The 24,880-nt window shown below is 43.6% G+C and carries 27 protein-coding genes; 12 read left to right on the top strand and 15 right to left on the bottom strand.

The annotated features are described in order from the left end of the window. The first annotated feature begins 46 nt into the window (after window positions 1–46). The gene (locus GLW00_RS08185) at window positions 47–625 is read left to right on the top strand and encodes a YhcN/YlaJ family sporulation lipoprotein (protein ID WP_160912970.1); all 579 of its coding nucleotides are present in this window, start codon (window positions 47–49) and stop codon (window positions 623–625) included. 33 nt (window positions 626–658) lie between these two features. On the opposite strand, the gene GLW00_RS08180 is transcribed toward GLW00_RS08185, so the two are convergent. After that, window positions 659–952: a YbyB family protein gene (locus GLW00_RS08180; RefSeq protein WP_335808455.1), complete on the bottom strand. Its 294-nt coding sequence runs from the start codon at window positions 950–952 to the stop codon at window positions 659–661. Window positions 953–1,080: 128 nt separating this feature from the next. Between GLW00_RS08180 and GLW00_RS08175 the strand changes: the two genes are divergently transcribed. Continuing rightward, window positions 1,081–1,284 carry a YlaI family protein gene (locus GLW00_RS08175; protein WP_160912966.1) on the top strand — a complete coding sequence of 68 codons (204 nt, stop codon included), beginning with the start codon at window positions 1,081–1,083 and terminating at the stop codon, window positions 1,282–1,284. A 435-nt stretch (window positions 1,285–1,719) separates the two neighbouring features. On the opposite strand, the gene GLW00_RS08170 is transcribed toward GLW00_RS08175, so the two are convergent. Then, window positions 1,720–2,100 carry a YlaH-like family protein gene (locus GLW00_RS08170; RefSeq protein WP_160912964.1) on the bottom strand — a complete coding sequence of 127 codons (381 nt, stop codon included), beginning with the start codon at window positions 2,098–2,100 and terminating at the stop codon, window positions 1,720–1,722. Between the two features lie 121 nt (window positions 2,101–2,221). On the opposite strand from GLW00_RS08170, the gene GLW00_RS08165 reads away from it, so the two are divergent. Further along, the gene (locus GLW00_RS08165) at window positions 2,222–2,410 is read left to right on the top strand and encodes a hypothetical protein (RefSeq protein ID WP_335808454.1); all 189 of its coding nucleotides are present in this window, start codon (window positions 2,222–2,224) and stop codon (window positions 2,408–2,410) included. Window positions 2,411–2,448: 38 nt separating this feature from the next. On the opposite strand, the gene GLW00_RS08160 is transcribed toward GLW00_RS08165, so the two are convergent. Both GLW00_RS08160 and GLW00_RS08155 read right to left on the bottom strand, forming a co-directional pair. After that, complete coding sequence (locus GLW00_RS08160; protein ID WP_160912960.1) at window positions 2,449–3,258, bottom strand: inositol monophosphatase family protein; 810 nt, start codon at window positions 3,256–3,258, stop codon at window positions 2,449–2,451. A 279-nt stretch (window positions 3,259–3,537) separates the two neighbouring features. Beyond that, window positions 3,538–3,726 carry a YkzI domain-containing protein gene (locus GLW00_RS08155; RefSeq protein WP_160912958.1) on the bottom strand — a complete coding sequence of 63 codons (189 nt, stop codon included), beginning with the start codon at window positions 3,724–3,726 and terminating at the stop codon, window positions 3,538–3,540. Window positions 3,727–3,904: 178 nt separating this feature from the next. Between GLW00_RS08155 and GLW00_RS08150 the strand changes: the two genes are divergently transcribed. Then, window positions 3,905–4,543 carry a YktB family protein gene (locus tag GLW00_RS08150; protein WP_160912956.1) on the top strand — a complete coding sequence of 213 codons (639 nt, stop codon included), beginning with the start codon at window positions 3,905–3,907 and terminating at the stop codon, window positions 4,541–4,543. A gap of 39 nt (window positions 4,544–4,582) precedes the next feature. On the opposite strand, the gene GLW00_RS08145 is transcribed toward GLW00_RS08150, so the two are convergent. Both GLW00_RS08145 and GLW00_RS08140 read right to left on the bottom strand, forming a co-directional pair. Beyond that, window positions 4,583–4,855, bottom strand: a complete 273-nt coding sequence (locus tag GLW00_RS08145; RefSeq protein ID WP_160912955.1) for a UPF0223 family protein — start codon at window positions 4,853–4,855, stop codon at window positions 4,583–4,585. Between the two features lie 11 nt (window positions 4,856–4,866). Beyond that, window positions 4,867–5,826 (bottom strand): NAD(P)H-dependent flavin oxidoreductase, encoded by a 960-nt coding sequence (locus GLW00_RS08140; protein ID WP_160912953.1) that lies wholly within the window; start codon window positions 5,824–5,826, stop codon window positions 4,867–4,869. A gap of 125 nt (window positions 5,827–5,951) precedes the next feature. Here GLW00_RS08140 and GLW00_RS08135 point away from each other — a divergent pair, with 125 nt between their 5' ends. Together GLW00_RS08135 and GLW00_RS08130 are read left to right on the top strand one after the other, a co-directional pair. Next, on the top strand, window positions 5,952–7,421 hold the full coding sequence (locus GLW00_RS08135) for an aminotransferase class I/II-fold pyridoxal phosphate-dependent enzyme (RefSeq protein WP_160912951.1): 1,470 nt from the start codon (window positions 5,952–5,954) through the stop codon (window positions 7,419–7,421). 26 nt (window positions 7,422–7,447) lie between these two features. Beyond that, complete coding sequence (locus GLW00_RS08130; RefSeq protein WP_160912949.1) at window positions 7,448–7,654, top strand: hypothetical protein; 207 nt, start codon at window positions 7,448–7,450, stop codon at window positions 7,652–7,654. A gap of 65 nt (window positions 7,655–7,719) precedes the next feature. On the opposite strand, the gene GLW00_RS08125 is transcribed toward GLW00_RS08130, so the two are convergent. Then, on the bottom strand, window positions 7,720–7,833 hold the full coding sequence (locus GLW00_RS08125; RefSeq protein ID WP_089652758.1) for a GapA-binding peptide SR1P: 114 nt from the start codon (window positions 7,831–7,833) through the stop codon (window positions 7,720–7,722). Window positions 7,834–8,024: 191 nt separating this feature from the next. Next, complete coding sequence (locus tag GLW00_RS08120; RefSeq protein WP_160912947.1) at window positions 8,025–8,885, bottom strand: polysaccharide deacetylase family protein; 861 nt, start codon at window positions 8,883–8,885, stop codon at window positions 8,025–8,027. Between the two features lie 138 nt (window positions 8,886–9,023). On the opposite strand from GLW00_RS08120, the gene GLW00_RS08115 reads away from it, so the two are divergent. The 3 genes from GLW00_RS08115 to GLW00_RS08105 all read left to right on the top strand — a co-directional run bounded on the left by GLW00_RS08115 (window position 9,024) and on the right by GLW00_RS08105 (window position 12,373). Further along, window positions 9,024–10,100: an FUSC family protein gene (locus GLW00_RS08115; protein WP_160912945.1), complete on the top strand. Its 1,077-nt coding sequence runs from the start codon at window positions 9,024–9,026 to the stop codon at window positions 10,098–10,100. A 39-nt stretch (window positions 10,101–10,139) separates the two neighbouring features. After that, window positions 10,140–11,675 carry a glycine betaine uptake BCCT transporter gene (locus GLW00_RS08110; protein ID WP_160912943.1) on the top strand — a complete coding sequence of 512 codons (1,536 nt, stop codon included), beginning with the start codon at window positions 10,140–10,142 and terminating at the stop codon, window positions 11,673–11,675. A gap of 323 nt (window positions 11,676–11,998) precedes the next feature. Then, window positions 11,999–12,373: a hypothetical protein gene (locus tag GLW00_RS08105; RefSeq protein ID WP_160912941.1), complete on the top strand. Its 375-nt coding sequence runs from the start codon at window positions 11,999–12,001 to the stop codon at window positions 12,371–12,373. Between the two features lie 153 nt (window positions 12,374–12,526). Here the strand turns inward: GLW00_RS08105 and lpdA are convergent, their stop codons facing one another. The 5 genes from lpdA to GLW00_RS08080 form a co-directional block, all read right to left on the bottom strand. Continuing rightward, window positions 12,527–13,936 (bottom strand): dihydrolipoyl dehydrogenase, encoded by a 1,410-nt coding sequence (gene lpdA / locus GLW00_RS08100; protein WP_160912939.1) that lies wholly within the window; start codon window positions 13,934–13,936, stop codon window positions 12,527–12,529. 3 nt (window positions 13,937–13,939) lie between these two features. After that, window positions 13,940–15,238: a dihydrolipoamide acetyltransferase family protein gene (locus GLW00_RS08095; protein ID WP_160912937.1), complete on the bottom strand. Its 1,299-nt coding sequence runs from the start codon at window positions 15,236–15,238 to the stop codon at window positions 13,940–13,942. Between the two features lie 28 nt (window positions 15,239–15,266). Continuing rightward, complete coding sequence (locus GLW00_RS08090; RefSeq protein WP_089652751.1) at window positions 15,267–16,244, bottom strand: alpha-ketoacid dehydrogenase subunit beta; 978 nt, start codon at window positions 16,242–16,244, stop codon at window positions 15,267–15,269. A 3-nt stretch (window positions 16,245–16,247) separates the two neighbouring features. Continuing rightward, entirely contained in the window at window positions 16,248–17,330 is a 1,083-nt protein-coding gene (gene pdhA, locus GLW00_RS08085; RefSeq protein WP_160913788.1) for a pyruvate dehydrogenase (acetyl-transferring) E1 component subunit alpha, read from the bottom strand. Between the two features lie 564 nt (window positions 17,331–17,894). Next, the gene (locus GLW00_RS08080) at window positions 17,895–18,581 is read right to left on the bottom strand and encodes a YkyA family protein (RefSeq protein WP_335808453.1); all 687 of its coding nucleotides are present in this window, start codon (window positions 18,579–18,581) and stop codon (window positions 17,895–17,897) included. Between the two features lie 228 nt (window positions 18,582–18,809). On the opposite strand from GLW00_RS08080, the gene def reads away from it, so the two are divergent. After that, window positions 18,810–19,364 carry a peptide deformylase gene (def, locus tag GLW00_RS08075; RefSeq protein ID WP_160912935.1) on the top strand — a complete coding sequence of 185 codons (555 nt, stop codon included), beginning with the start codon at window positions 18,810–18,812 and terminating at the stop codon, window positions 19,362–19,364. Between the two features lie 529 nt (window positions 19,365–19,893). On the opposite strand, the gene GLW00_RS08070 is transcribed toward def, so the two are convergent. Further along, a complete protein-coding gene (locus tag GLW00_RS08070; RefSeq protein ID WP_160912933.1) occupies window positions 19,894–20,670 on the bottom strand; it encodes a Cof-type HAD-IIB family hydrolase in 777 nt (258 codons plus the stop codon). Window positions 20,671–21,109: 439 nt separating this feature from the next. Here GLW00_RS08070 and GLW00_RS08065 point away from each other — a divergent pair, with 439 nt between their 5' ends. Together GLW00_RS08065 and rnjA are read left to right on the top strand one after the other, a co-directional pair. Continuing rightward, complete coding sequence (locus GLW00_RS08065; protein ID WP_160912697.1) at window positions 21,110–21,319, top strand: DNA-dependent RNA polymerase subunit epsilon; 210 nt, start codon at window positions 21,110–21,112, stop codon at window positions 21,317–21,319. Window positions 21,320–21,322: 3 nt separating this feature from the next. Further along, window positions 21,323–22,993: a ribonuclease J1 gene (gene rnjA / locus GLW00_RS08060; RefSeq protein ID WP_160912931.1), complete on the top strand. Its 1,671-nt coding sequence runs from the start codon at window positions 21,323–21,325 to the stop codon at window positions 22,991–22,993. A gap of 42 nt (window positions 22,994–23,035) precedes the next feature. On the opposite strand, the gene GLW00_RS08055 is transcribed toward rnjA, so the two are convergent. Next, window positions 23,036–24,757: a pyruvate oxidase gene (locus GLW00_RS08055; RefSeq protein ID WP_160912929.1), complete on the bottom strand. Its 1,722-nt coding sequence runs from the start codon at window positions 24,755–24,757 to the stop codon at window positions 23,036–23,038. Window positions 24,758–24,880: the final 123 nt, after the last annotated feature.

Genomic DNA, 24,880 nt, shown 5'->3' with positions numbered 1-24,880 from the left:
TATCTGCAAGCTGACACAGGCTATAAATAAAAAAGTGGTGATTCCCTTGAAAAAATTAATTTGGTTAGCAGCCCTTTTGGCCTTAGTTGCGTGTCAGCAAAACGGCGGTGAAGAGTCACTGCTTCAAGAACGACAAAACGATCCTGAGTTGAAGTATGTCACGGATTCAGATCCTGTGGAAAAGAAAAACATGACGAGTCAGCAGGCGGCCAGGCACCTGGCTAAGCTTGCCGTCCAAGTCCCGGATGTTCATGATGCAACGGCCCTCGTCCTCGGCAACTATGTAGTCGTAGGAATAGATGTGGACAAAGACCTGGACCGCTCTCGCGTCGGCGTTATCAAATATTCTGTAGCCGAAGCATTAAAACATGACCCTTACGGCAAACAGGCGGCTGTCATCGCAGACGCAGACGGAGTGGAACGAATCAGAGGCCTTGGGCAAAAAATGGCTGAAGGCCACCCTGTTGAAGCGGTCACCGATGAACTGAGTAAAATTGTTGGTCGTTATATGCCAAGTGGTTCTGTTGAAGAAAAACCACAGTCTAACTCCAATCAAGATTCTGTTCCGGAGAAAGAACAAAAACAGCTCGATCAAATTGAAAAAGAACAATCAAAACAAAACTAAACGAACAGAAAAACAGCTAAATCCTCGCGGGATTTAGCTGTTGCTTTTCTCAAGGATTTCTCTTTCTTTTTCAGTCAATTCATTATAGTATTGGACTCCGAATTGAGATCCTTCTGCCACCATGTCTGAGTTATCGAGAGATGCTGTTTCAGGTTTCCCAGCTTCTTCAACCGGCAGATCCTCTGTTTTTCCGAGGTTGCTCTGAATCGTTTTTGCTTTGTCCTTGACTTGCTGACGGTTGTCCTCATCTTTCAAGAAATACGCAAGTGTTCCTCCTAGAGTGGCACCGATTGCTGTAAAAATCCAACGTTTTCTCAAACAAATCATCCTTTCCTCTACTTCTATAATTACATTTCCCATTCAATATTGAAGTCAAACGTGGAAATCTCATCTATTTATAAAAAACTTATTATGTTAAACTATATGTAATCGAATGGAAAATAGAGGTGAAAAAGATGCGTGTACAATGCGTCATTTGCGATGAAATTGAGAAAATTGACAGCTACTGCCTACAAGCAAAACGACTTCGGAATCGCCGGATTCACACGTACATGTGTCAATCCTGCCACGATCGTATAGAAGATAACACAAAAAAACGTTTAGCTACCGGTAATTTCCGTTTCAACAGAGAGCGAAAAAAAGAAAAGCATTTAAGCTAGTTACTGAAAGAGAGAGGTTTTCCTCTCTCTTTTTTTATTAGTTAAACATAAGCTCCCGTTTGTGGAAGACTCAGTTTCGAGATGATTGTATGATTCTAGTGGCTCCGGGAAAAGGTTCGTCTAGCTCCATCGTCCAGACACTCGCGTCATAAGCAGAACAGCAAAGGAATAAAAAACACATTCCGTTGCTGTTCTGCTTATGCCAGTCGTGTCTACCAGGACGATTCCGCATTTGAACACTTTCCATGGGGCGGGCGGTGAGCCTCCCGCGGAAAGCGAGTTATTCACCGCAGCCCCCATCCACTCAAAAAACATCACGAAACTGAGTCTTCGAGAAACTTGCCATATACTTTAAGAACTCACTAGAACCAGCTTTCTGCACATGAATGCTAAACAAAAAACCCCCTTTCCTTACTAAGGAAAGGGGATTTTGGGTCAGGATGATTCGTTTTGCTGACGGGCTCCGCGTTCTCTATGAAGCCGGATCCGGTAAATACCAAGAATTAAGGCTGCGACCACCAAACTTTCTGGGAGCGGTAAATTCAATCCAAGGATCAAAGTTAAAACGAACGTACCTATGATAAGAACGGAATAAACAACAATCGTTTTCATCAAGGGTAGTTTTCTGGCAAATCCTAGCTTGAATGTAAGGATGGCAAGTATAACAGTCGTTAAGTATAGAAGCATGAAAGATCGAAAGAGCATGGTCACTTCGCTTTCATCATTTAAATTCACTTCACTTCCAAATCCGCGGAAAAAGAAGTCGGCCACAGGCCATAGATCCGTCGGCACAGGTAGTGTGGACATATCGTTCATGATGTTCCTCCTCATGGATACCCTATTCTGTTATCTATCATACTAGAAAGCCTTGCTGGATGCTACCCGTGAAACCATTTTCATTATATCGACAAATCCTATATAATAGACGTGAATAGAGGTGAGCCTTTTGAAGAACTTTCATATGAACACAGCACTATTAGCCAGTTTAGTTATTCTATCATTTGTCGCCGTTGGTTTTGCTATCGGACAGGAAATCTTCTGGCTTGCAGCCGTCCTTTTCTTTTCTGGATTTGCTCTTATGAGTATAGGTTTGAAAAGAAAAAGAAAACATCAGCAAACATCGTGAATCATGCAGAAAGCGACCTCGAACGAGGTCGCTTTCTTTTATTTTTTCAAACGAACGTAATCCTTTGATATTTCTTCATGGATATTCGACCGGCTCGCAAGGACTGTTGTTTTGTTCAGCAAGTCCAACTCTTCGCGATCGGCACGGGTAACGATTCCACCGACTTCACGAACGATGATACTTCCAGCAGCATAATCCCAAGGCATCAACGTCATCGTCAAGTATCCATCCAGGAGCCCTTCAGCAACAAAAGCAAATTCCAAAGCAGCAGAACCATAAGATCTCGTACTACGTAATTTTTTCACTAAATCTTCCATACCTTTATGATCCACGTGAGGATTTTCAGGTATTAACCAGGTAGTATTCAGTGCGAGTATCGATTGATTTAATGGACGCTTTTCATCAAGTTGCGGTAACTTTTGTTCGTTCTTATAAGCGCCTTCACCTCGTTTAGCTGTATATAAAACCCCGTCCATGACATTGTAAATCAAACCAATTTCACCGACTCCGTCATAATACACCCCAACAGAAATGGCGAAATTCCTTTTCTGATGAACAAAGTTCATTGTACCGTCAATGGGATCTACAATCCATACGGTTCCTCCGAGGTCTTCTATTTCATCACCGAAGCCCTCTTCTCCTAACAAGTAATGATCTGGATACGTATCATTGATTTTTTTCGCGAAAAATTGTTCTGTTTCCTGATCCATTTCTGTGACCAGGTCGTTCGGGTTGGATTTCGTTTCAATGGATCGAGGCGAATCAATGTTGGCTTTGATTCGTTCACCAGCTTCCAAGACCCAAGCTTTTGCGTTTTCAAAAATCTCGTTCTTTTTCTGTTGATCCATAACATCGTACCCCTTTTATAAGTATCAAGTTTTATCGTACCAAATCCGTCCAAACATTGCATCAAATCCGATCCCCTTGTCCAACTAAAGCTCCCTTTTCTTGAAGACTCAGTTTCGGGACTTCTGTTGGGGGCTGCGGGGAATAGCCCGCTTGCCCTGCAGCCCCATCCACTCCACAAACGTCTCGAAACTGAGTCTTCAACTATCCCGCCATATTATTCAGTAAGCTTCGTGTTTTAAGGCAATAAAAAAGACGAGCAACTTTAGTGTTGCTCGCTCTTATAAGGACCATTCAATCAATTGCTTACGAAGTTCAGAGAGTCTTCTCTTTGTTTTTTTTATTTGTTCGACATCTCCGGCGATCATGGCATCATGCAAGGTCACCAATTCGTAATCAATCTCCATACGGATTACCGGGAGCTTCTCTTCAGCTTCTCTTTTACGCAATGCTTCCATGACATGTTTCACTGCTAACCCCTCCCTTTCAAATCCTTACTATATATATATGTGACTTTTGCGACAGAAGTTTCAATTAGATTACTTATATGTAACCCATTTTTACAGAATTCAAACCAAGGGAACACATCACTTAGTAAGCGTGGTCTATTGTGGTAAAATAAGGGCGAGAAATGAAGGAGTTGATCGAATGACGACATTTAGTGGATTTACACAAGAGGATTTTGATGTTTTTTCCATTCCAGGATTGGAAAATAGAATGGAAGCATTGAAAGATCGTATTTCTCCAAAGCTTGAGGCTATAGCGACAGAGCTCGCTGCAGATGTCACAGCAATGACGGGTGACGAAATGTTCGTTCACGTAGCGAAACACGCCCGACGTAAAACGAATCCGCCGAACGATACTTGGGCAGCTCTTGCTTCAAATAAACGCGGATACAAGAAACTTCCCCACTTCCAAATTGGCTTGTGGGAGTCTCATGTGTTCATTTGGTTTGCTGTAATCTACGAAAGTCCCATTAAACAGGACTTTGCTTATAAATTGGAGCAAAACAAGGATGAAGTTCTTCAACATATCCCGAAGGATTATGTGTGGTCCATCGATCATACGAAACCGGACAGCATTCCTCAGTCTGATGTTAATGAAGACAAGTTCTTGAGCATGACCGAGCGTCTAAAGACTGTGAAAAAAGCTGAGATCCTGTGCGGCAGGAACATTGAACGCGGAGATGACCGTCTGAAAGATCCAGATGCTTTCCTTAAGCTTTGTAAAGAAACATTCCAAACCCTTGAACCTTTATACCGTTACACAAAAAAACTCGATCAGTAAACAAAAAAGGCGCCCTGTGAGGGAGCGCCTTTTTTTTGTTTACATTTTTAATTTGTCGCCTTTACTAAGGCCTTTCGCCTGTTTCACAGCTCTGTAACAAGAATAGCCGGATTCTTTTTCAAATTGTCCGCAAAGCGTTTTTTCTTCACTTTTAGATGGAACGATTTGTTTAAAACGTGTATAAGCGAGCATCAGCTCATCACGGTCGACTCCTTTTTCATAGGCCTGTTCTACCATACTGTAAAAATTAACGACATCGATAATTTCTTCTTTTGACCAATACACTTCATCGATTGGATACGTATAACTCACTTTTCTCCTCCTTACCTGCTCCACCGGTTGCGGATTTCTTCCGCTTCCGTGACCATCCGTTTAACCAGCTCATCGACCGATGGAACGTCATGGATCCTTGAAGCGACTTGACCGGCCCAGCCAAATCCGCTGGCTTGTTTTCCCTCATATATGAAGGTTTTATTCGCTTCACCGTTAATGTAAGATTTTAAGCCTTCGTAACCAGCTTGTTCCTCTTCCAATTCCAAGATACGCGCTGTCCACTCATTTTTCAAGGCACGAGCCGGGGCCTTCAAACTTCTTTTTATGATAGTGGTGGAGGTCTCGTCCGCTTGAATCAAAGCTTCCAGATAAGCGGGATGGGCATGGACACATTCTTTAGTTGCAATAAACCGTGTCCCCATCTCTACTCCTTCCGCTCCTAAAGCAAGAGCAGCCATCAATCCCCTGCCGTCTCCTACTCCTCCTGAAGCAATAACAGGGATATCAACAGCGTCTACGACTTGCGGCGTCAGGACGAATGTACCAACATCATCACGTCCAAGGTGTCCCCCGCCTTCATGACCGACGACCATAACCGCATCAGCACCCAGCTCCTCCGCTTTAACTGCCTGCCGTCTTGCCGCTACAAGAACGAGGGTTTTAATTCCAGTACCTTTCACTAACTCGAGCACTGGCGCAGGATTTCCACCTGTCACCGATATGACCGGCACCTTTTCTTCTACAGCGACTTGAACCATCTCTTGGAAAGGACGACCATGCTGGCCGATTGCGAAGTTCACACCAAACGGTCGGTCTGTCTTTTCTCTTACTGCAGCAATTTCCATCCTTAGTTGATCGGTACCTTCCATACTCATCGCCGTCAATTGACCAAGTCCTCCAGCGTCTGAAACCGCTGCAGCCAATTCAGAATAAGCGAGGTGAGCAAGCCCTCCCTGGATTATCGGGTATGTAATGCCTAAAGCTTCTGTCACGCGAGTTTTCCATTCCACATGAACCCCTCCCCTTTGTTTCATTTTAGCATGATTGGAAAAAGGATACACAAAAAGACTAGCAAGCGAACGTATAACCTGCTATAATTCATTTGCTTTTCTATATTAAAGAGGTGGAAACACAAATGAACCAACATGAAACTCCCTTGTTTACAGGATTAAAAAAACATAGGGACCGCAAGCCGGTCCAATTTCATATTCCAGGTCATAAGGGCGGAAAAGGAATGGATGAAGAGTTCCGGACCTTTATGGGAGGTCAAGCACTTTCGATCGATCTTATCAACATTGAACCGCTCGATGACCTGCACCACCCGCAAGGCATGATTAAACAGGCCCAAGACCTAGCCGCAGAAGCCTTCGGTGCAGATTATACATTTTTCTCCGTCCAGGGCACTTCCGGTGCGATCATGACAATGATTATGAGCGTCTGCCATCCTGGTGATAAAATCATTGTGCCAAGGAACGTCCATAAATCTGTAACAACAGCGATTATTTTTTCAGGAGCGAAACCCGTCTTTATCCACCCGGAACTGGACGAGCGCTTCGGTATCTCTCACGGAATCACTTCAGAGGCTGTGCAGAAGGCATGTGAAGCACACCCGGATGCAAAAGGACTGCTCGTCATCAACCCGACTTATTTCGGAGTATCTGCCGATTTGAATAAAATTGTCAACATTGCACACAGCTTTGATATCCCTGTGCTTGTCGATGAAGCACATGGGGTCCACATCCACTTCCATGAGCGCCTCCCTCTTTCTGCGATGCAGGCAGGTGCTGATATGGCAGCGACAAGTGTGCATAAGCTGGGTGGTTCATTAACCCAAAGTTCCGTACTGAATTTACGTGAAGGACTCGTTTCCCATGAAAGAGTGCAGTCGATTTTATCCATGCTGCACACGACGTCAACTTCCTATCTTTTACTCGCAAGTCTGGATGCAGCACGAAGACATCTCGCTGTTAACGGCCGGGAGCTGATGGAACAAACCCTTCGCCTGGCGGACAATGCCCGAAGAAAATTAAATGAAATTCCAGGTATTTATTGTCCGGGTAGTGAAATCTTGACGAGCGATGCTACAGTAGACTTTGACCCTACGAAATTAATCATCTCTGTTAAAAAGCTCGGGTTATCCGGCTATGACGTTGAAGTCTGGCTTAGAGAAAAAGCCAATATTGAAGTGGAACTGTCCGATTTGTACAACATTTTATGTATCGTGACTCCTGGTGATCGAGAGGAAGATATCGACGAGCTCATAACAGCTCTAGAAAACCTTTCTAACGAGCACTCGGACAAAGAGGAAACAGAAAACATCCAGGTGAAGGTCCCCGACATCCCTGTGCTCGCTCTTTCTCCAAGAGAAGCCTTCTACTCGTCTACAGAAACCATATTGCTAAAAGAAGCTGTTGGAAGGATCAGTGCGGAATTCGTAATGGTCTATCCTCCTGGCATTCCCATTTTCATTCCAGGTGAAATTATTACACGCGAAAACATTGACTACATTCATGATAATGTTGAAGCCGGCCTACCGGTACAAGGCCCTGAAGATGATACTCTTGAAACCATTCAAGTCATTCGTGAACAACGAGCATTCAAATAAAAGAAGCCCGATATGGGCTTCTTTTTTTGTACTTCCTGCTCTTTGGCGCGATTCTCCTGCTCTTTGGCGCGATTCTCCTGCTCTTTGGCGCGATTCTCCTGCTCTTTGGCGCGATTCTCCTGCTCTTTGGCGCGATTCTCCTGCTCTTTGGCGCGATTCTCCTGCTCTTTGGCGCGAAGGGATTTCCTCTCATCGGAAATCCTTCGCGCACTAAAAAAAGAACCAGGCCGTAGACCTGATTCTTCCCTTTTATGCTTCCTTCACAGAAAGGATGCCCCCGTTTAATAGTACATACTTTTTATTTGTCTTCTGGTTTGTTGCAAGTTGGACAGGTGCTGTAAAGAGTAGAAACCTTCTCATTTTCGTAGTGCTCAATTACCTTCTGACAGTCTTGACATACGATTGTACCCATTCACATCCACTCCCCATATTTGTAATCGTTTTCAACGTAATTTCATTCTAATATGGCACAATCGAAAAATCAAGCCCAAAAGTATAACTTTTTTAAAAATGTGTCATACTAATAATTTCCTACCTACTAGTATATGAGGAAGGTTCATTTTTAAGACTAAAAAAAGACCACTCCAATGAGTGATCTTTTGATTAAGGCGTTTGTATAAGTGCTGGATCTAACAGCTCATAGCCTTTCTCACGCAGACCATCCGCAATAGAACCCAACGCTTTGTTTGTCCAATCCCTGTCGTGCATCAGCAAGTTCGCACCGTTGTTCAAAAGTGGGGTGTTGACCATAATGTCAGCAAGAGCTTGATCATCCTGATAGTCACTTTCCCAATCGTACCCATAAGTCCAGTTCATGACGAGCATTCCTTCATCTTCCGCCAACTGCTTAGAGAAATCGGTATTCTGACCAAAAGGTGCACGGAAAAAGACGGGACGTTCACCGATGATTTCTTCAATCTTATCATTCAATCCAACAATTTCCTCTCGTTGTTCTTCTTCACTAAGGTCAGGCAGGCTCGCATGTGAAGCCGTATGATTCCCGATTGCAAAGCCCATCTCATGAATCTGTTTTAATTTTTCTTTTTCTTCTGGCGTATCAATAAAGTGTCCGTTTACGAAAAAGATCGCAGGTGCATCTTTTTCTTTCAACGTTTCAGCCATTTCCACTGCGTGGGTATCTGGTGCATCATCAATCGTAAGAAGAGCGACTTTTGGATTCGCGTCTCCGATCGGCTTGAACGACCAGTTACCTGTCAATTCATATTGTGGTTCTGCATTCTTCATTACTTCCTCATCTTCTTCTGCTGTTTCTTTCGTTTCTATTTCTTCATTTGTTTCTTCTGCTGTTTCTCCGTCCGCCTTTTCATCCTCTACTACTTCTTCTTTCGGCTCTTTCTCTACAGCTTCTTCTTCTTCTTGTTTCTTAGCTTCCTCACCATTTGCTCCAGAGCAGGCAGAAAGCAGAAAAATTAGTACGATCCACAGACTTGTCCATTTTTTCATAGGTGTTCCCTCCACTGTTATGTATTTCCACTTCCTTCATTATAAAAGAAAATTCAACAATATATCTATCGTTTTCGGGTAAAATATTATATAATGTTTTATCGTGGTCTCATGACTTCTTACATATGGGTGATTAAAATGCTACATTCATTGAAAAAATTCAAATTTTTAGGAAGCCGAACGTTAAAAACGGGGATTTCTGTCTTTTTGACTGCATTGATTTGCGGTTTTTTTAATTTACCCATTATATTTGCTGTCATCACAGCTATCGTCACGATTGAACACACAGCTGCAGATTCGATAAAAAAAGCCGCGGTACGATTTCCTGCATCGGCCATTGGCGCATTGCTTGCTACCACGTTCTACGGACTGTTAGGAAAAGGTGCGTTGACATTCGCTCTTGTAGCTATGGTGACGATCGCCGTCTGTCACAAATTGAAACTGGATGATGGAATCCTGGTCGCTACCATCACAGCGACAGCGATGATTCCTGACTTCCAAGATCAATATGTGGTTTCATTTTTTACGAGATTGGGTACAACCTCCATTGGAATCATCATCTCGACTTTTGTGAATTTTTTCCTTTTACCACCGAATTATTCGCCTATGATTTACAAAAACATCAACGGTTTGTATAATCATGCTGGTCTGCTTTTGAAGCGAATAATTTCCGAGGTAACGGCAGAATCTAAAGAGAAAACTCGTGCGATCCAGAGGTCCTACCGGCAATTGACGGCCCACCTGGAAAAGACAAATCAGCTTTCTCAATATCAAAGAGAAGAGTGGAAATACCATCGTCACTCAGAAGAAGCGATGGTCGCTTTTCAACTCTCGCAACGAAAACTGGCGGCTTTCCAACAAATTGCTTATCATCTTGGAAACTTGCAGTATGTACAAACAAAAGCCTCTGATTTCACTAACGAAGAAAAAGAACTTTTGCTTGCACTTACGGAGGAATTCACGCATGTACTTAGTGACCCAACCCACTCGATTAACGAAAGACAGTTCGAGATGGTCCATAAGCTGGATGATGCATTCTGGAAATGGAAAGAAGACCATGTGGTAAAGCAGACGGGTTACCGGCATCACTTACCACCACAGACGATCTTAATTTACGAATTGCTTTGTTTTCATGACGTATTGGAAGAATTGCAAAATTTGTCGCAAAAACAAGATCAGCTCGTGAGGAAATGTTATCTGCCAGATCAGTCATAATGTGGTAAAGAAATTTTAAAATTAGGAGGGAAGTCAGTAATGAATCAAGTAACTAAAGTATTTTACATTTCAGTAGTTGTCGCATTCTTATTCATCGGCTGGGGAGTTATCCCTGAAAGTGTTCTACCGACTTGGAACTTACAAAACGTAACATCTAACATTCAAGGTTTCCTGACAGAAAAATTTGGATGGTTCTATTTATTATCAGCTACAGGCTTCTTAATTTTTGTTATCTTCTTGGTATTCTCGAAATATGGAAATTTAAAATTAGGAAAACCGGATGACGAACCGGAATATCCATACATTACATGGTTCGCCATGCTCTTTAGTGCGGGTATGGGAATTGGACTAGTTTTCTGGGGCTCTGCAGAACCCCTTTCTCACTTCCATACACCACCAATTCCGGGACAAGAGCCTATGAGTGAAGAAGCAGCTCAGTCCGCTATGAAGTACACCTTCTTCCACTGGGGACTTCATCCATGGGCCTTTTATTCTGTATTGGCTCTCGCTCTTGCTTACTTTAAATTCCGAAAAGATGCTCCTGGTGTAATTAGTGCCGCTCTCACACCTGTACTGGGTGAAAAGAGAGTGAAAGGTCCACTTGGTACACTAATAGACTTTATCGCTGTTTTTGCAACGATCTTTGGTGTAGCGACCTCTCTAGGTCTGGGTGCATTACAAATATCAAGTGGTCTGGCCTTTACCATTGACGGTTTAGAAGATACGTTCACATTGCAGCTTACCATTATTGCTATCGTAACTGTCCTTTTCATGGTTTCTGCTATGACTGGTTTGAACAAAGGGATTAAATACCTTAGTAACACAAACGTTGTGCTCGCCATCGGTTTGATGGTATTCATGCTATTTGCAGGACCAACAAACTTTATCATGGATTACTTCACGACATCATTCGGGTCTTATATCCGCGACCTGCCTTATATGAGCTTTCGGATGACACCTTTTGCGGAAGATAGTTCATGGGTCCAAAACTGGACCATTTTCTACTGGGCTTGGTGGATTTCCTGGGCTCCATTCGTAGGAACATTCATCGCCCGTGTATCCCGCGGACGTACGGTTCGTGAGTTCATTCTAGGTGTTCTATTAGTACCTACAATCTTTGGAGCTCTATGGTTCTCAGTGTTCGGTGGAACAGCAATTTCACTTGAATTCTTCAATGATGTAGATATCTATTCCGATGTTAGTGAACTCGGTTCAGAAGTCGCTCTCTTCTCTATGATGGAAAATGTACCATTAGGCTCAATCATGTCTTTCGTAGGGCTATTACTTATTAGTACATTCTTCGTTACATCTGCCGATTCCGCAACGTTTGTCCTGGGGATGCAAACAACGAACGGTAGCTTGAATCCTAAAAATCAGGTGAAATTCACTTGGGGAATTATCCAAGCAGGAGCAGCAGCCGTACTGCTTTGGCAAGGTGGATTAGGTGCTCTCCAAACAGCAGCGATCATCGCCGCCTTCCCGTTCACCTTTATTATGATACTCATCTGCTTCTCCTTGTTTAAGACCTTCCAGGAGGAAGGGAAAGTAGTTGATCTTAAGAAGAAAAAGAAATAATCAAACCTTCAGGAACCCAGAATATAATTTCTGGGTTCCTTTTTTATTCTACATGCTCCCATTCCTTACTAGATGCACGTCTAGCATACATTTCCTCTCCGAGCACCCTTTCCCCTCTTTCTGTTTTTCACATCCTTACACAAGCTGTTGCACGATTCTATATAGGCGTCTACAAGGTCACTCGGGTAATAAACGGTTTTACAGCAGATGTCACAATACAACATAAGACTATCAATTCCATGACAAAACGATAACATCAAAAAAATCTCTCTCATTCCTTGTTACACTGAGAATGGATTAAAGACAAGGGAGTGGGTCGGACCATGATGAATCGTATATTCCTATCTTTCTTAGCTATATTCTTACTCGCGGGATGTCTACAGAAAGGCGAAACCATTCAAGTACTTAAGGCTACACCTGAGAATTACGAATTATACTTATACACCGAAGCGGACCAACAGGAATCCGCACAAGATTACTTAAGCGCCCTCCTTGATTGGAAATTGAAACAGGATGACGGTGCTGAATTGCAATTCGAACAAACCGAAAAGGATCTAAATGACCTGAACATCCCAACAGATGATTTACCCGTACTCGTAGTTAAAGAAGAAGGAAAAACGGTGACCACGATATCTGGAAACAACCCACGTGAAAAGATTTTAATGACATTGGAAAATCATATAGCCATGGTTAGATAAAATCGAGCCTTCCTTATCCTCAGGGAAGGCTTTTTTATATAAAAACAGCTTACAGAGATCTGTTAATCCTGCGCTTAAAAGTCATGAACCCTTCTTTCCTATAAAAAAAAGCCCGCCAGACTCACGTGAGTCTGGCGGGCTTTCTAAATAGTATTATTTAACGATGTGGATCGGTTGATCGATCGCAACTTCAGCTGCTTCCATCGTGATCTCCCCTAGTGTCGGGTGAGCGTGGATGGTAAGTGCTAAGTCTTCAGCTGTCATGCCGGATTCGATAGCTAAGCCAAGCTCAGCAATCATGTCACTAGCATTCGCACCAGCGATTTGAGCACCGATGACAAGACCGTCTTCTTTACGTGTCACGAGTTTCAGGAAGCCGTCACTTTCGTTAAGAGACAGTGCACGTCCGTTTGCTGCAAATGGGAATTTGGATGCTTTGACCTCGTAACCAGCATCTTTTGCTTCCTGCTCTGTGTATCCAACAGAAGCTAGTTCTGGATCAGAGAATACAACGGCTGGAATTCCAAGGTAGTCGATCTCAGACTTCTCACCAGAGATCGCTTCTGCAGCGATTTTACCTTCATAAGAAGCTTTGTGAGCAAGTGGTGGTCCATCAACGATATCTCCGATAGCATAGATGTTATCAATGCTTGTACGGCACTGTTTATCGATTTCGATGATTCCTTTATCGGACATCTTGATTCCAAGATCCTCAAGACCGATTTCGTCTGTGTTCGGACGACGGCCAACGGTTACAAGTACGTAATCAGCATCAATGGATTTTTCTTCACCTTTAGCTTCATACTTCACGGTAACTCCGTTTTCCGTCTCTTCTACACCTTGAGCCATGGCTTCAGTCACCACGTCTACGCCTTTTTTCTTCAGACGCTTCTTAACGATGGAAGACATTTGCTTCTCGAAGCCACCAAGGATGTCTTTAGTACCTTCAAGAATCGTTACTTTTGTACCGAAGTTTGCATACGCTGTACCAAGTTCAGTACCGATGTAACCTCCGCCGATAACGACCATTTTCTCTGGGATTTCATCCAGATTCAAAGCACCTGTAGAATCCAGAACACGATCAGAGAATTTGAAAGAAGGAATCTCAATCGGACGGGAACCAGTTGCAATGATGCAATTGTTGAACGTGTATGTTTGAGAGTTCTTTTCATCCATAACACGAACCGTGTTTTTATCTACGAAGTATACTTCGCCTTTAACGATGTCTACTTTGTTTCCTTTAAGAAGACCTTCAACACCGCCAGTCAGTTTGTTAACAACGCCGCCTTTCCACTCTTGTACTTTAGAGAAGTCGACGGTTGTGTTTTCTGACTTGATACCCATGTCCTCAGCACCTTGAGCGTGTTCATAACGGTGACCTGCTTGGATCAACGCTTTAGAAGGAACACATCCGACGTTCAAACAAACGCCACCCAGGTTACCTTTATCGACAATGGTTACATTTTGACCGGATTGTGCAGCACGGATAGCGGCTACATAACCGCCAGGACCCGCACCAACAACTAACGTATCTAGTTCAATTGGGAAATCTCCTACTACCATACTTTACGCCTCCATCATGATTAGTTGTGGATCGTTCAGTAAACGCTTGATGTTGTTCATTGCGTGCTGAGCTGTCGCACCATCGATGATACGGTGGTCGAAGCTTAGGGAAATCGCAAGAACGGGAGCTACTTCAACTTCACCATCGCGTACGATTGGCTTGTCTGCAATACGTCCGATACCTAGGATCGCTACTTCTGGGTGGTTGATGACTGGTGTAAACCACTGGCCACCGGCAGATCCGATATTCGTAATTGTAGTGGAAGCACCTTTCATTTCTTCAGATGATAGTTTACCGTCACGAGCTTTCACAGCTAGTTCGTTGATTTCGCTTGAGATTGAGAAGACGGACTTGCGGTCTGCATCTTTTACGACTGGAACCATTAGGCCTTTCTCTGTATCAGCAGCGATACCAATATTATAATAGTGTTTCTGAATAATTTCATCCGTATTGTCGTCAATTGACGTATTAAGGACAGGATATTTCTTCAGAGTAGATACAAGAGACTTCACAACATATGGAAGGTAAGTCAACTTGATGTCCTGCTCAGCTGCAACTGCTTTGAACTTCTTACGGTGGGCAACTAGTTCAGATACATCCACTTCGTCCATCAAAGTTACGTGAGGAGCTGTATGCTTGGAGTTCACCATAGCTTTGGAGATCGCTTTACGGATTCCGCTCATCTTCTCACGAGTTTCTGGGTAAGCTTCGCCTGCAGCTGGAGCTGCTTGTTGTGTAGAAGCTGCTTCTTCCTGCTTCTCTTCTGCTGGAGCTTCAGATGCTGCTTCCGCTTGTCCGCCGTTCATGAAGCTTTCAACGTCTTCTTTTAGAACGCGGCCGTTTTTGCCGGATCCTTGAACTTTACGGATGTCGACATCATTATCACGAGCAAATTTACGCACAGAAGGCATCGCTACAACGCGACGGTCTTCATCAACGTCACCTTCGTCTGCAGATGCAGCTGGTTGTTCAGCTTTTTCTTCTTTGCTTTCTTCTTTAGATGCTTCTTCTTTTTCTTCCTTCGGCTCTTCTTTAGGCTCTTCAGAAGCAGGAGCATCTTCAGATCCATCATCGATTGTGATGATGACTGTTCCGACTGTAGTCGTTTCACCTTCATCCACATGGATGTCTTTGACCGTTCCATCTACTTGGGAAGGGATTTCTACAACAGCTTTATCGTTTTGTACTTCACAAAGTACATCGTCTTCTTTTACTTCGTCGCCAGGCTTGACGAACCACTTCGCAATTTCACCTTCGTGGATACCTTCACCGATATCAGGCAGTTTAAATTCGAATGCCACGGTTATTACCTCCTAGTATTAGAGATGATTAAAAGTTCATAACGTCGTTGACTTTTTCAACGATCGTGTTGTGATTTGGCAACCATACTTCTTCTGCTTGTGTGAATGCATAGACAGTGTCTGGTGCAGCTACACGCAATACAGGCGCTTCAAGGTGAAGGATGGCTTTTTCTTGAATTTCAGAAACAACGTTCGCTGCGATACCCGCTTGCTTTTGAGCTTCCTGGACAACAACAGCACGGTTTGTCTTCTTAACAGATTCAAGGATTGTTTCGTAATCTACTGGAGATACAGTACGAAGGTCAATGACTTCTGCACTGATTCCGTCTTTCTCAAGCTCTTCTGCAGCTTTAAGAGAAGAGTGAACCATTGCACCGTAAGCAACAAGGGTAACGTCTGTACCTTCACGCTTAACAGCGGCTTTATCAAGATCCACTGTATATTCTTCTTCCGGCACTTCTTCACGGAAAGAACGGTAAAGCTTCATGTGCTCAAGGAAGATGACAGGATCGTTATTACGGATGGAAGAGATCAAAAGACCTTTTGCATCGTATGGATTAGATGGGATAACCACACGAAGACCAGGCTGCTGAGCCATTAGACCTTCAAGGCTGTCTGCGTGAAGTTCTGGTGTGTGTACGCCACCGCCGAATGGAGAGCGAACAGTAATCGGCATTGGACGAGTACCACCAGAGCGGTAACGATAGCGAGCCATTTGACCGCTGATTGCGTCCATGACTTCGTATACGAAACCGAAGAATTGAATTTCAGGTACCGGACGGAAGCCTGTAAGAGCAAGCCCGATGGACATACCGCCGATTCCGGATTCAGCTAGTGGTGTATCAAATACACGATCTTCGCCGAATTCTTTTTGAAGACCTTCAGTCGCACGGAATACTCCGCCGTTTTGACCAACGTCTTCACCGAAAACAAGCACGTTTTCATCATTTTTAAGTTCTGTGCGCATCGCGTCTGTGATGGCTTGGATCATTGTCATTTGTGCCATGATTTACTTCGACTCCTTTTCCTTGTATTCTTCCATCTGCTCTTTCAAGTTAGAAGGAAGTTCCTCATGCATGATACCGATTAAGTCGGTAACCGTTTGTTTTGGAGTATTGTCAGCTTCTTTTACTGCTGCTTTAATTTCTTCTTTTGTCTTTTCGATCAATTCGTTTTCTTCCTCTTCAGACCATAGGCCTTTCGCTTCAAGGAACTTACGGAAACGAACGATTGGATCTTTCTTCTCCCACTCGCTGTCTTCATCTTCCGTACGGTAACGAGTTGGGTCGTCTCCGGCCATTGTGTGTGGGCCGTAACGATAAGTAAGTGTCTCGATCAATGTCGGACCTTCACCGTTTACAGCACGCTCACGAGCATCTTTCGTTGCGGCATAAACAGCAAGTACGTCCATACCGTCTACTTGAATGCCTTCGATTCCGGCAGCCACTGCTTTTTGAGCAATTGTTTGCGCTGCAGACTGCTTTTCAACAGGTACAGAAATCGCGAAACGGTTGTTTTGAACAACGAAAATCGCTTGGGCACCGAAAGCACCAGCAAAGTTGATACCTTCATAGAAGTCACCCTGGGATGCACCGCCATCACCTGTATATGTGATTGCTACAGCATTTTCACCACGTTTTTTATAACCAAGACCAACACCGGCTGTCTGCGTGATTTGTGCACCGATGATGATTTGCGGGCTCACTGCGTTCACACCTTCAGGCATTTGGTTTCCTTTATGGTGTCCGCGGGAGAATAGGAATGCCTGGTAAAGCGGCAGACCGTGCCAGATCAACTGTGGTACATCACGGTATCCTGGAAGAATAAAGTCTTCCTTCTCCAATGCAAATTGGCTTCCAAGCTGAGATGCTTCCTGTCCAGCAGTTGGAGCGTAGAAACCAAGACGTCCCTGGCGGTTAAGCGCGATAGAACGCTGGTCAAGGATACGCGTATAAACCATACGGCGCATAATTTCTTTCAGATCTTCATCAGATAGGTCAGGCATAAAATCTTCGTTTACGATTTCGCCTTCTTCGTTAAGGATTTGAAACGTTTCGAACTGATTTTCAATGTTCTCAAGAGTTCGTTTCAAAGTCATTCACCCTTTCCTTTCGTATTTTAAAATGGATGCTGTGAGTAGCTTTCCCAATTATGAAAAAAAACTGTACCGATTTGCTCTTTACGTTTTACCCTGAACACTTCTTTATTAATCATGCAGGGACGTTTATAGAAACTGTTACATTCTTCAAGTAAGATTCAATGGTACAATGTCAATCCATTATGTAGTTTAGCTCAAATCGTCATCATTCGTCAATCACTTCGCTACATAATATCTATACATAGTCTTAGAGGCTTCTGACAGCAGTCGGAAAATGACTTATTTTGTTATTTCATAACACAATACTGTATCACCACAAAATTAAGCCTGTATTAATCTTACGTTTTTTCTTCCATACAATCAACTGAATTGTTTGACCCAGGGGACTTCATGTGTCTATCCTGCGTTTCCTTCATTAATAAAAGAAAGGATGGAAAGTAAGTAAATGATTGACCACCTTCCTGGTTAACGGAGGTAAGTGATTGAGCCTGTCCAATGTTTGATGAGCATCGCTTCATATAAAAAGCCGCTGACGAATAGTCGTCAACGGCTTACCCTCTACTCTTCTGAAGTTGAGGATTCTTCTTGCTGTTCATAAGTAACATCAAGTTCCATGGCTTCATAAAGTTCTTTTTTCAATGCATTATACTCTTCTGTATGTTTGTTGAACGTCTCATTCTGTTCAATCACTTCATTATACTTTTGATTAATTTTATCGATTTGCTCCTGAAGCTTTTCTTCTTTCAAATCCTCATTCTGCATCATCTCATAGAGTTTGGCATCCAAAGTCAATGCTTCGTCATAAGCTGAATATAAATCCTGGTAAGAATCGTACCGGGCATTCATCGTTTCGACTAATTGCTCCGCTTTTTCTTTGGCCTCTGCGTTCTCTTCATCAAGATCCTCAATTAAAGGTTCAATTTCATCAAATTCCTCTTTTGCGGAATCGATGCTCTCTTTTTCAAGTTCAAGCTTTTCTCTTCGCTTTTCAACAATGGAAGCCGCCTGCTTGGACTTCTCCTCGATTTCATCAAATTGATCCATGTTCAAATTGATGATTTCCTCATATAATTGTTGTTCTTCTGTCTCAAGATCAACCATCGGCTGCTGCTGTTCGCGGAAAGCATCTTCTAACGTTACCGCTTTTTCAAGATGTTCATAAATCTGTTCTTCTGCTGACTGACCTGTACAGGCAGACAAGAAAGCTGCTACTGCCAGGAGCATCACTAGCTTATGTAATCGCACACCTTTTCCCCCTCGAATTCCGTGAAACATTATTGTAATCTAAACGTATCTACAATAGTATAATAAATGATATCAAATTGAAAGGACCATTTTCACATATGTTACCATTGACATAGAGATGAAAAAGGTCTATTTGAGAGAGCTCATTATTCCATTCATTATAAATACTGAAATCAATGAGGTAGAGCTTTTTTTTGAAAAATGTTTAGTCTGAAAGGATGTTGCTTAATGATCACAATGGACGATATTGTTCGTGAAGGTCACCCGGCTTTGCGTCAAGTGACAGAGGAAGTGCCCCTCCCCCCTTCTGAGGAGGATAAAGAAACGTTAGAAGAAATGATTCAATACTTGAAAAATAGTCAGGATGAGCAAGTTTGTAACCGTTACGGACTACGTCCAGGTGTCGGCTTAGCTGCACCGCAAATCAATGTAAATAAGCGGATGCTTGCGGTCCATTTCACGGATTTGAAAGATAAGTTGTACAGCTACGGTTTATTTAATCCTCGCATTGTCAGTCATTCAGTGGAAAAAACGTATCTTTCTACAGGTGAAGGATGTCTGTCGGTCGATCGCGAAGTGCCTGGATATGTTCCTCGCTATCGTCGTATTACTGTAAAAGCTACAGATCTTGAAGGTAATGATGTGAAGCTGCGCTTGAGAGATTATGCTGCTATCGTATTCCAGCATGAAATCGATCATCTTCATGGAATCATGTTTTATGATCACATTGATCAGGAGAATCCTTTTAAAGAGCCTGATAACGCCACACCTGCCGATCGATAAAACCAAAAGCTCCACCGTCGTTGACGGTGGAGCTTTTTTATACTCTCAACTTCCATACAAGCTAATTGCTTTTAAAGATTCTGTTTCGAAACGATCATGTGGTTCTAGGGGCTCCGGGAAAGGGCTCGCTTTCCATGGGGCGGGCGGTGAGCCTCCTCAGGCTACGCCTTCCGGGGTCTCACCTGTCCCACACGTCCCATAGGAGTCTCACCATTTCCCTACGCCCCTTTTCCATAGAAGAATCTCGAAACCACTTCTATTAAGGTTAATGGATGATTAAACCATCTCCACTACACGTAAGCTTGAACCGGAGCGCTATCCAACTTAGTAAAAGAGATCGTAACCACCCTACATAGAATGGAATGGTTGGGAAGCTGGGAGACTCCAGTAAGATAAAGAGTATAGGCGAGACCCCTAAGCGATGGAGCTCGACGAGTAGATTCCTACCCCTTGCCGCTCAACAGTAATAAGCCCCGGAGACATCTTGAAACTGTCCCTTCAAGAATCCTGCCAGTTAGTAGAAAAAAGGTTACTTCAACAATCCTAGTTCATAAATGGCATGGGAGAGACCGTCTTCCCCTACATCTTTAGTCACGAAATCGCTGACGGCTTTCGTTTCAGGAACGGCATTTCCCATCGCGACTCCTGTTCCAACTTCACGAATCATTTCGATATCGTTCAAGCCGTCGCCAAAGGCGTAGGTGTCCTCCATATGAAGACCTGCTGCTTCAATCATCTTTTTAATTCCTTCTGCTTTTGAACCACCTTTAGGAAGGACATCGCAGGAAACGGGATGCCAACGGATGTAATCGAAGGAATCATAAGCTTCTCTGTATTCTTCGATTTCTTCACCTTCACAGAATAAAAGGGACTGATAAATGTTTCTCCCTTTGAAAAAAGAGGCATCAGCACTAGGGTGCTCGATATATAGCGTACCCAGGCTCTCTTCAATATGATCGTGATCGGGAACGGAAGCTTTCATTTCTTCATGGTTCATGAAGACCATCGGATGATTATTGTGCTCTGCGTGCTTATGAAGGCGCTCCAGCTCTGGTTCAGACAGTGGATTCGTGTAGATTTCTTTTCCTTCGAAAACGACATACTGCCCATTGAAACTTACAAAGGAATCGATTCCAAGTTCTTCTCTCAGCTTCTTATACATAAAAGGAGCCCGTCCGGTTGCAATGGCGCAGTAAACCCCTTCATCTTTGAGTGCCTGGATCGCTGCCTTTGTTTTCTCCGGGAGTTTTTTATCGTGATCCAGTAGTGTTCCATCAATATCAAAAAAAGCAATTTTTTTCGTCATTTCTTTGTTCCTCCTCGTCGGCCTGCGTACAATTTCTCCTATGTATCATAGCATACCCCACTCTTTGGCTATACTGTAGCATGAGTGGATAGGTTTGAGAAGAAAAACACACGATATATACAAAATCTAATATGTAAATGTTTCATTCTTCCACAAACCGTATTATACTAGAGATAACAGGGATTGGGCGGTTTAACGTTTTTTTGTTTTCTTCTTTAAGTATGAAAGGGGATAGATGCAGATGATGAAGCGTCTACGAAGGAAGCTTAGAAAACGTTGGAAAGATTTCATGAAACGAAAAACATACGCGTAAACCATTGTTTTTGGGTGTACCGAGCACCCGCACATACCATTATCATTCCCATATAGGAAACAATCGTGCTATGATGATGACAGGACAAGAATGTGGAAATTATATCTAGTTAGGAGCGATAGAGTAATGATATTTAAAGTACTTTATCAGGAACTGGCGAGCGAAGTTCCTGTCCGTGAACGTACAGACAGCATGTACGTGGAAGCGGAAACAGAAAGACAAGTTCGTGAAAAGTTAAAAAATGAAGGATTCAATATCGAATATATTCAGGTGCTTGATGAGGATCATCTTGAATATGAAAAGCAATCCGAAGATTTCAAAGTGGAGAATTTTTAACTTATGAAATTCGTAAAAAATGACCAGACAGCCGTATTCGCCCTTGGCGGACTCGGTGAAATTGGTAAAAACACGTACGGAGTACAATTCCAAGACGAAATCATCCTCATTGACGCTGGTATTAAATTCCCGGAAGACGAGCTGCTCGGTATCGACTATGTTATTCCGGATTATACGTACCTCGTCCAAAATCAAGACAAGATCAAAGGGCTGTTCATTACGCACGGTCACGAAGACCACATTGGTGGAATTCCTTACTTGCTGCGTGAAATCAACATTCCAATTTATGCGGGCAAACTGGCGCTCGGCCTGATCCGCAATAAGTTGGATGAACACGGTCTCTTGCGGAATGCGAAACTGAATCCTATTCAGGAAGACGATGTCATCAAATTCCGTAAAACATCCGTATCGTTCTTCCGTACGACGCACAGTATCCCTGATTCCTACGGTGTGGTAGTTAAAACTCCACCAGGAAACGTCGTACACACAGGGGACTTTAAATTCGACTTCACCCCTGTAGGAGAACCAGCTGATCTTGCTAAGATGGCTGAAATCGGTAAAGAAGGCGTGCTTGCCCTATTATCCGATAGTACCAATGCAGAAGTTCCTGGTTTTACTAAGTCCGAACGAATCGTAGGACAAAGTATCGATGACATCTTTTCGCGTATGGATGATGGTCGATTAATCTTTGCAACCTTTGCATCAAACATCCACCGTCTTCAACAAGTGGTGGAATCTGCCGTTAAGAAAGGCCGTAAAGTGGCTGTTTTCGGACGAAGTATGGAATCTTCCATCCGAATCGGTCAGGAACTTGGATATATCCGTGCCCCTAAGGATACATTCATTGATGCCCAGCAGATCAACCGACTTCCAGCAAATGAAGTCGTGATCCTTTGTACAGGCTCACAAGGTGAACCAATGGCTGCCCTGTCACGTATCGCCAACGGAACTCACCGTCAAATTCAAATTCAACCTGGCGATACCGTCGTGTTCTCTTCTTCCCCAATCCCTGGAAACACGATCAGTGTCAGCCGTACGATTAATAAACTCTACCGCGCCGGTGCTGATGTCATCCACGGCCCATTGAATGACATCCACACATCCGGTCACGGTAGCCAGGAAGAAATGAAGCTGATGCTTCGTTTGATCCAACCGAAATTCTTTATGCCGATTCACGGGGAATACCGTATGCTTAAGGAGCACACGAAGCTCAGTCACGATTGTGGCGTCGAGCCTGAGAACTGCTTCGTCATGGATAATGGTGACGTCCTTGCTCTTGGTAAAGAAGAAGCAAGTGTCGCAGGTAAAATCCCGTCCGGGTCTGTCTATGTCGACGGAAGCGGAATTGGTGACATCGGTAACATCGTCCTTCGTGATCGTAGAATTCTTTCTGAAGAAGGTCTTGTCATCGTAGTCGTCAGTATCAACATGAAAGAATTCAAGATCGCATCAGGTCCTGATATCATCTCGCGTGGATTCGTCTACATGAGAGAATCAGAAGACTTGATCAAAGAAGCACAGAATCTCGTCAGCTCCCATGTTGAAAAAGTGATGGAGCGTCGTACGACTCAATGGTCTGAGATCAAAAATGAAATCACAGATACCATTGCTCCATTCTTATTTGAAAAGACGAAGCGTCGTCCGATGATCCTTCCAATCATTATGGAAGTGTGACCTTAAAAAAATCCCCGCTGGATTTCCAGCGGGGATTTCTTTTTATGTCAGTCGTTTCAATGCTTTTTTCATGTCCGGTAAGTCGAGGTTTCCGGATTCAAAAAATTCTTTGACGATATACTTGGAAAAGTTAACGGCTGACTGATAATCAATCTTCCCAGGGAGTGGCGCCTGGTCTTCAATGACGACATCAATCAGTACAGGTTTTTCGGAAACGAAGGCCTGCTTCATTTTTGTAGAGAGCTCTTCAAAGGACTCCACTCGATAGCCTTCTCCCCCACAAGCTTCCGCAAACTTAGCGAAGTCCACTTCTCCCAAGTTTGTCGCATAATTCAAATGCCCCATCTGTTCTTGTTCGTACTTAATCATCCCGATTTTACTATTGTTCAGCACGATCATCTTGATTGGCAGCTCATATTTGACGGCCGTCACAAAATCATGCATCACCATGGAGAATCCACCATCACCGGAAACTCCGATTACCTGCTTGTCCGGATACGCTTTTTTCGCAGCAATCGCTCCAGGAAGTCCACTTCCCATCGTTGCCAACCAGCCAGACAAAACGAACTTTTGGTTCACAAGATGCAGGAAGCGGGAAAGCCATACGGTCACGTTGCCTACGTCGCCAGAGATAATAGCCCCCGGTTCCATATGTTTTTCAAGTTCGTACATCACCTGAGGCGCATGTAATGGGTTCTCTGTGGATCTTTTCTCCTCTTGAAGAGCGATTCTCCAGTCATTCATTTTTTCCTGGTAATATTCGAGGTACTCTCTCTTCTCGACAGGAGCCGTAAGCTTGGCAAGAGCGGACATTGTTTCTTTACTGTCCCCAGCAAGCCCGACTTCAATGGGATAATACTTCCCAAGGTTTTCAGGCTTATTGTCGATTTGAATGGCTGCGACATCATCAGGCAGGAAATAACGGTATGGAAACTGTGTGCCTACGAGAATCAGCAGGTCCGTTTCCTTCATGGCATGGTAAGCCGGCTTTGTACCGATTTGACCATGCTGTCCGAGGCAGTAGGGATGATTATCAGGAATCACTCCTTTTGCAAGCAGACTTAAAATAATGGGAGCTTTAATCGACTCGGCAAAATCGATCAGTTCATTCGGGGCATTTCTCGTTCCCTGCCCTGCCAAAATGATCGGTTTTTCTGCTTTTTCAATAAGTTGCCTTGCTTCGTTTAATTGTTTTTGTGAAGGGAAAATTTCTGGTCTATAATAATCTCCGGAAGTGAGGCGGACCTCATCTGTCTGCTTGGCCGCGAATAAATCATCAGGGACAATCAGGACAGATACCCCTTTATGTGCGTAGGCTTCTTTAATAGCCTGGTCAAGCAGGTCTGGGAGCTGTGCTTCCGTCTCTGCCCGGCGGTTGAATACCGCGACATCATCGAACATTCTCTCCAGGTTGATTTCCTGGAATGCCCCTGTCCCTACTTCTTCACTATGCACTTGTCCAACAATCGCAAGAACAGGCGCGCTGTCCGCTTTGGCATCATAAAGGCCGTTAAGTAAGTGAACCGCTCCAGGTCCAGCGATAGCGGCTGTAACTCCGATTTTTCCTGTCAGTTTAGCATAAGCAGCTGCTGACAGGGCTCCGGTTTCCTCGTGGCGGACTTGGACGAATTCAATTTCATCCTGCCTTTTCCTTAAATCATCGATTAACTCGTTGATCGAATCTCCCGGCATACCATATATGTGATCGACACCCCAATTAATGAGTTGTTGTGTCATAACTTCACCTGTTCGTTTATTGAACATCCAAATCATCCTTTCAAGCTCCATATTATCTTCTATAACCTTTCTTATTTCCTTTTCCCGCTTTTCTTAAACAAAAAGATGGATGAGCAAACCTAATCACCCATGTACTGCCTATCTGCTCTT

It is taken from the genome of Halobacillus litoralis (genome assembly GCF_009856445.1).
In the GTDB taxonomy this organism is placed as follows: domain Bacteria; phylum Bacillota; class Bacilli; order Bacillales; family Halobacillaceae; genus Halobacillus; species Halobacillus litoralis.
This window is presented reverse-complemented; position numbering and strand designations above follow the sequence as displayed.

Bases quoted from the DNA above. Each gene is read 5' to 3' on its own strand.
- lpdA (WP_160912939.1), bottom strand. From the start codon at position 13,936: ATGGTAGTAGGAGATTTCCCAATTGAACTAGATACGTTAGTTGTTGGT.
- GLW00_RS08150 (WP_160912956.1), top strand. From the start codon at position 3,905: ATGACGACATTTAGTGGATTTACACAAGAGGATTTTGATGTTTTTTCC.
- GLW00_RS08175 (WP_160912966.1), top strand. From the start codon at position 1,081: ATGCGTGTACAATGCGTCATTTGCGATGAAATTGAGAAAATTGACAGC.
- GLW00_RS08090 (WP_089652751.1), bottom strand. From the start codon at position 16,244: ATGGCACAAATGACAATGATCCAAGCCATCACAGACGCGATGCGCACA.
- GLW00_RS08105 (WP_160912941.1), top strand. From the start codon at position 11,999: ATGATGAATCGTATATTCCTATCTTTCTTAGCTATATTCTTACTCGCG.
- GLW00_RS08115 (WP_160912945.1), top strand. From the start codon at position 9,024: ATGCTACATTCATTGAAAAAATTCAAATTTTTAGGAAGCCGAACGTTA.
- GLW00_RS08110 (WP_160912943.1), top strand. From the start codon at position 10,140: ATGAATCAAGTAACTAAAGTATTTTACATTTCAGTAGTTGTCGCATTC.
- GLW00_RS08135 (WP_160912951.1), top strand. From the start codon at position 5,952: ATGAACCAACATGAAACTCCCTTGTTTACAGGATTAAAAAAACATAGG.
- GLW00_RS08125 (WP_089652758.1), bottom strand. From the start codon at position 7,833: ATGGGTACAATCGTATGTCAAGACTGTCAGAAGGTAATTGAGCACTAC.
- rnjA (WP_160912931.1), top strand. From the start codon at position 21,323: ATGAAATTCGTAAAAAATGACCAGACAGCCGTATTCGCCCTTGGCGGA.
- GLW00_RS08070 (WP_160912933.1), bottom strand. From the start codon at position 20,670: ATGACGAAAAAAATTGCTTTTTTTGATATTGATGGAACACTACTGGAT.
- def (WP_160912935.1), top strand. From the start codon at position 18,810: ATGATCACAATGGACGATATTGTTCGTGAAGGTCACCCGGCTTTGCGT.
- GLW00_RS08160 (WP_160912960.1), bottom strand. From the start codon at position 3,258: ATGGATCAACAGAAAAAGAACGAGATTTTTGAAAACGCAAAAGCTTGG.
- GLW00_RS08055 (WP_160912929.1), bottom strand. From the start codon at position 24,757: ATGTTCAATAAACGAACAGGTGAAGTTATGACACAACAACTCATTAAT.
- GLW00_RS08065 (WP_160912697.1), top strand. From the start codon at position 21,110: ATGATATTTAAAGTACTTTATCAGGAACTGGCGAGCGAAGTTCCTGTC.
- GLW00_RS08120 (WP_160912947.1), bottom strand. From the start codon at position 8,885: ATGAAAAAATGGACAAGTCTGTGGATCGTACTAATTTTTCTGCTTTCT.
- GLW00_RS08170 (WP_160912964.1), bottom strand. From the start codon at position 2,100: ATGAACGATATGTCCACACTACCTGTGCCGACGGATCTATGGCCTGTG.
- GLW00_RS08180 (WP_335808455.1), bottom strand. From the start codon at position 952: ATGATTTGTTTGAGAAAACGTTGGATTTTTACAGCAATCGGTGCCACT.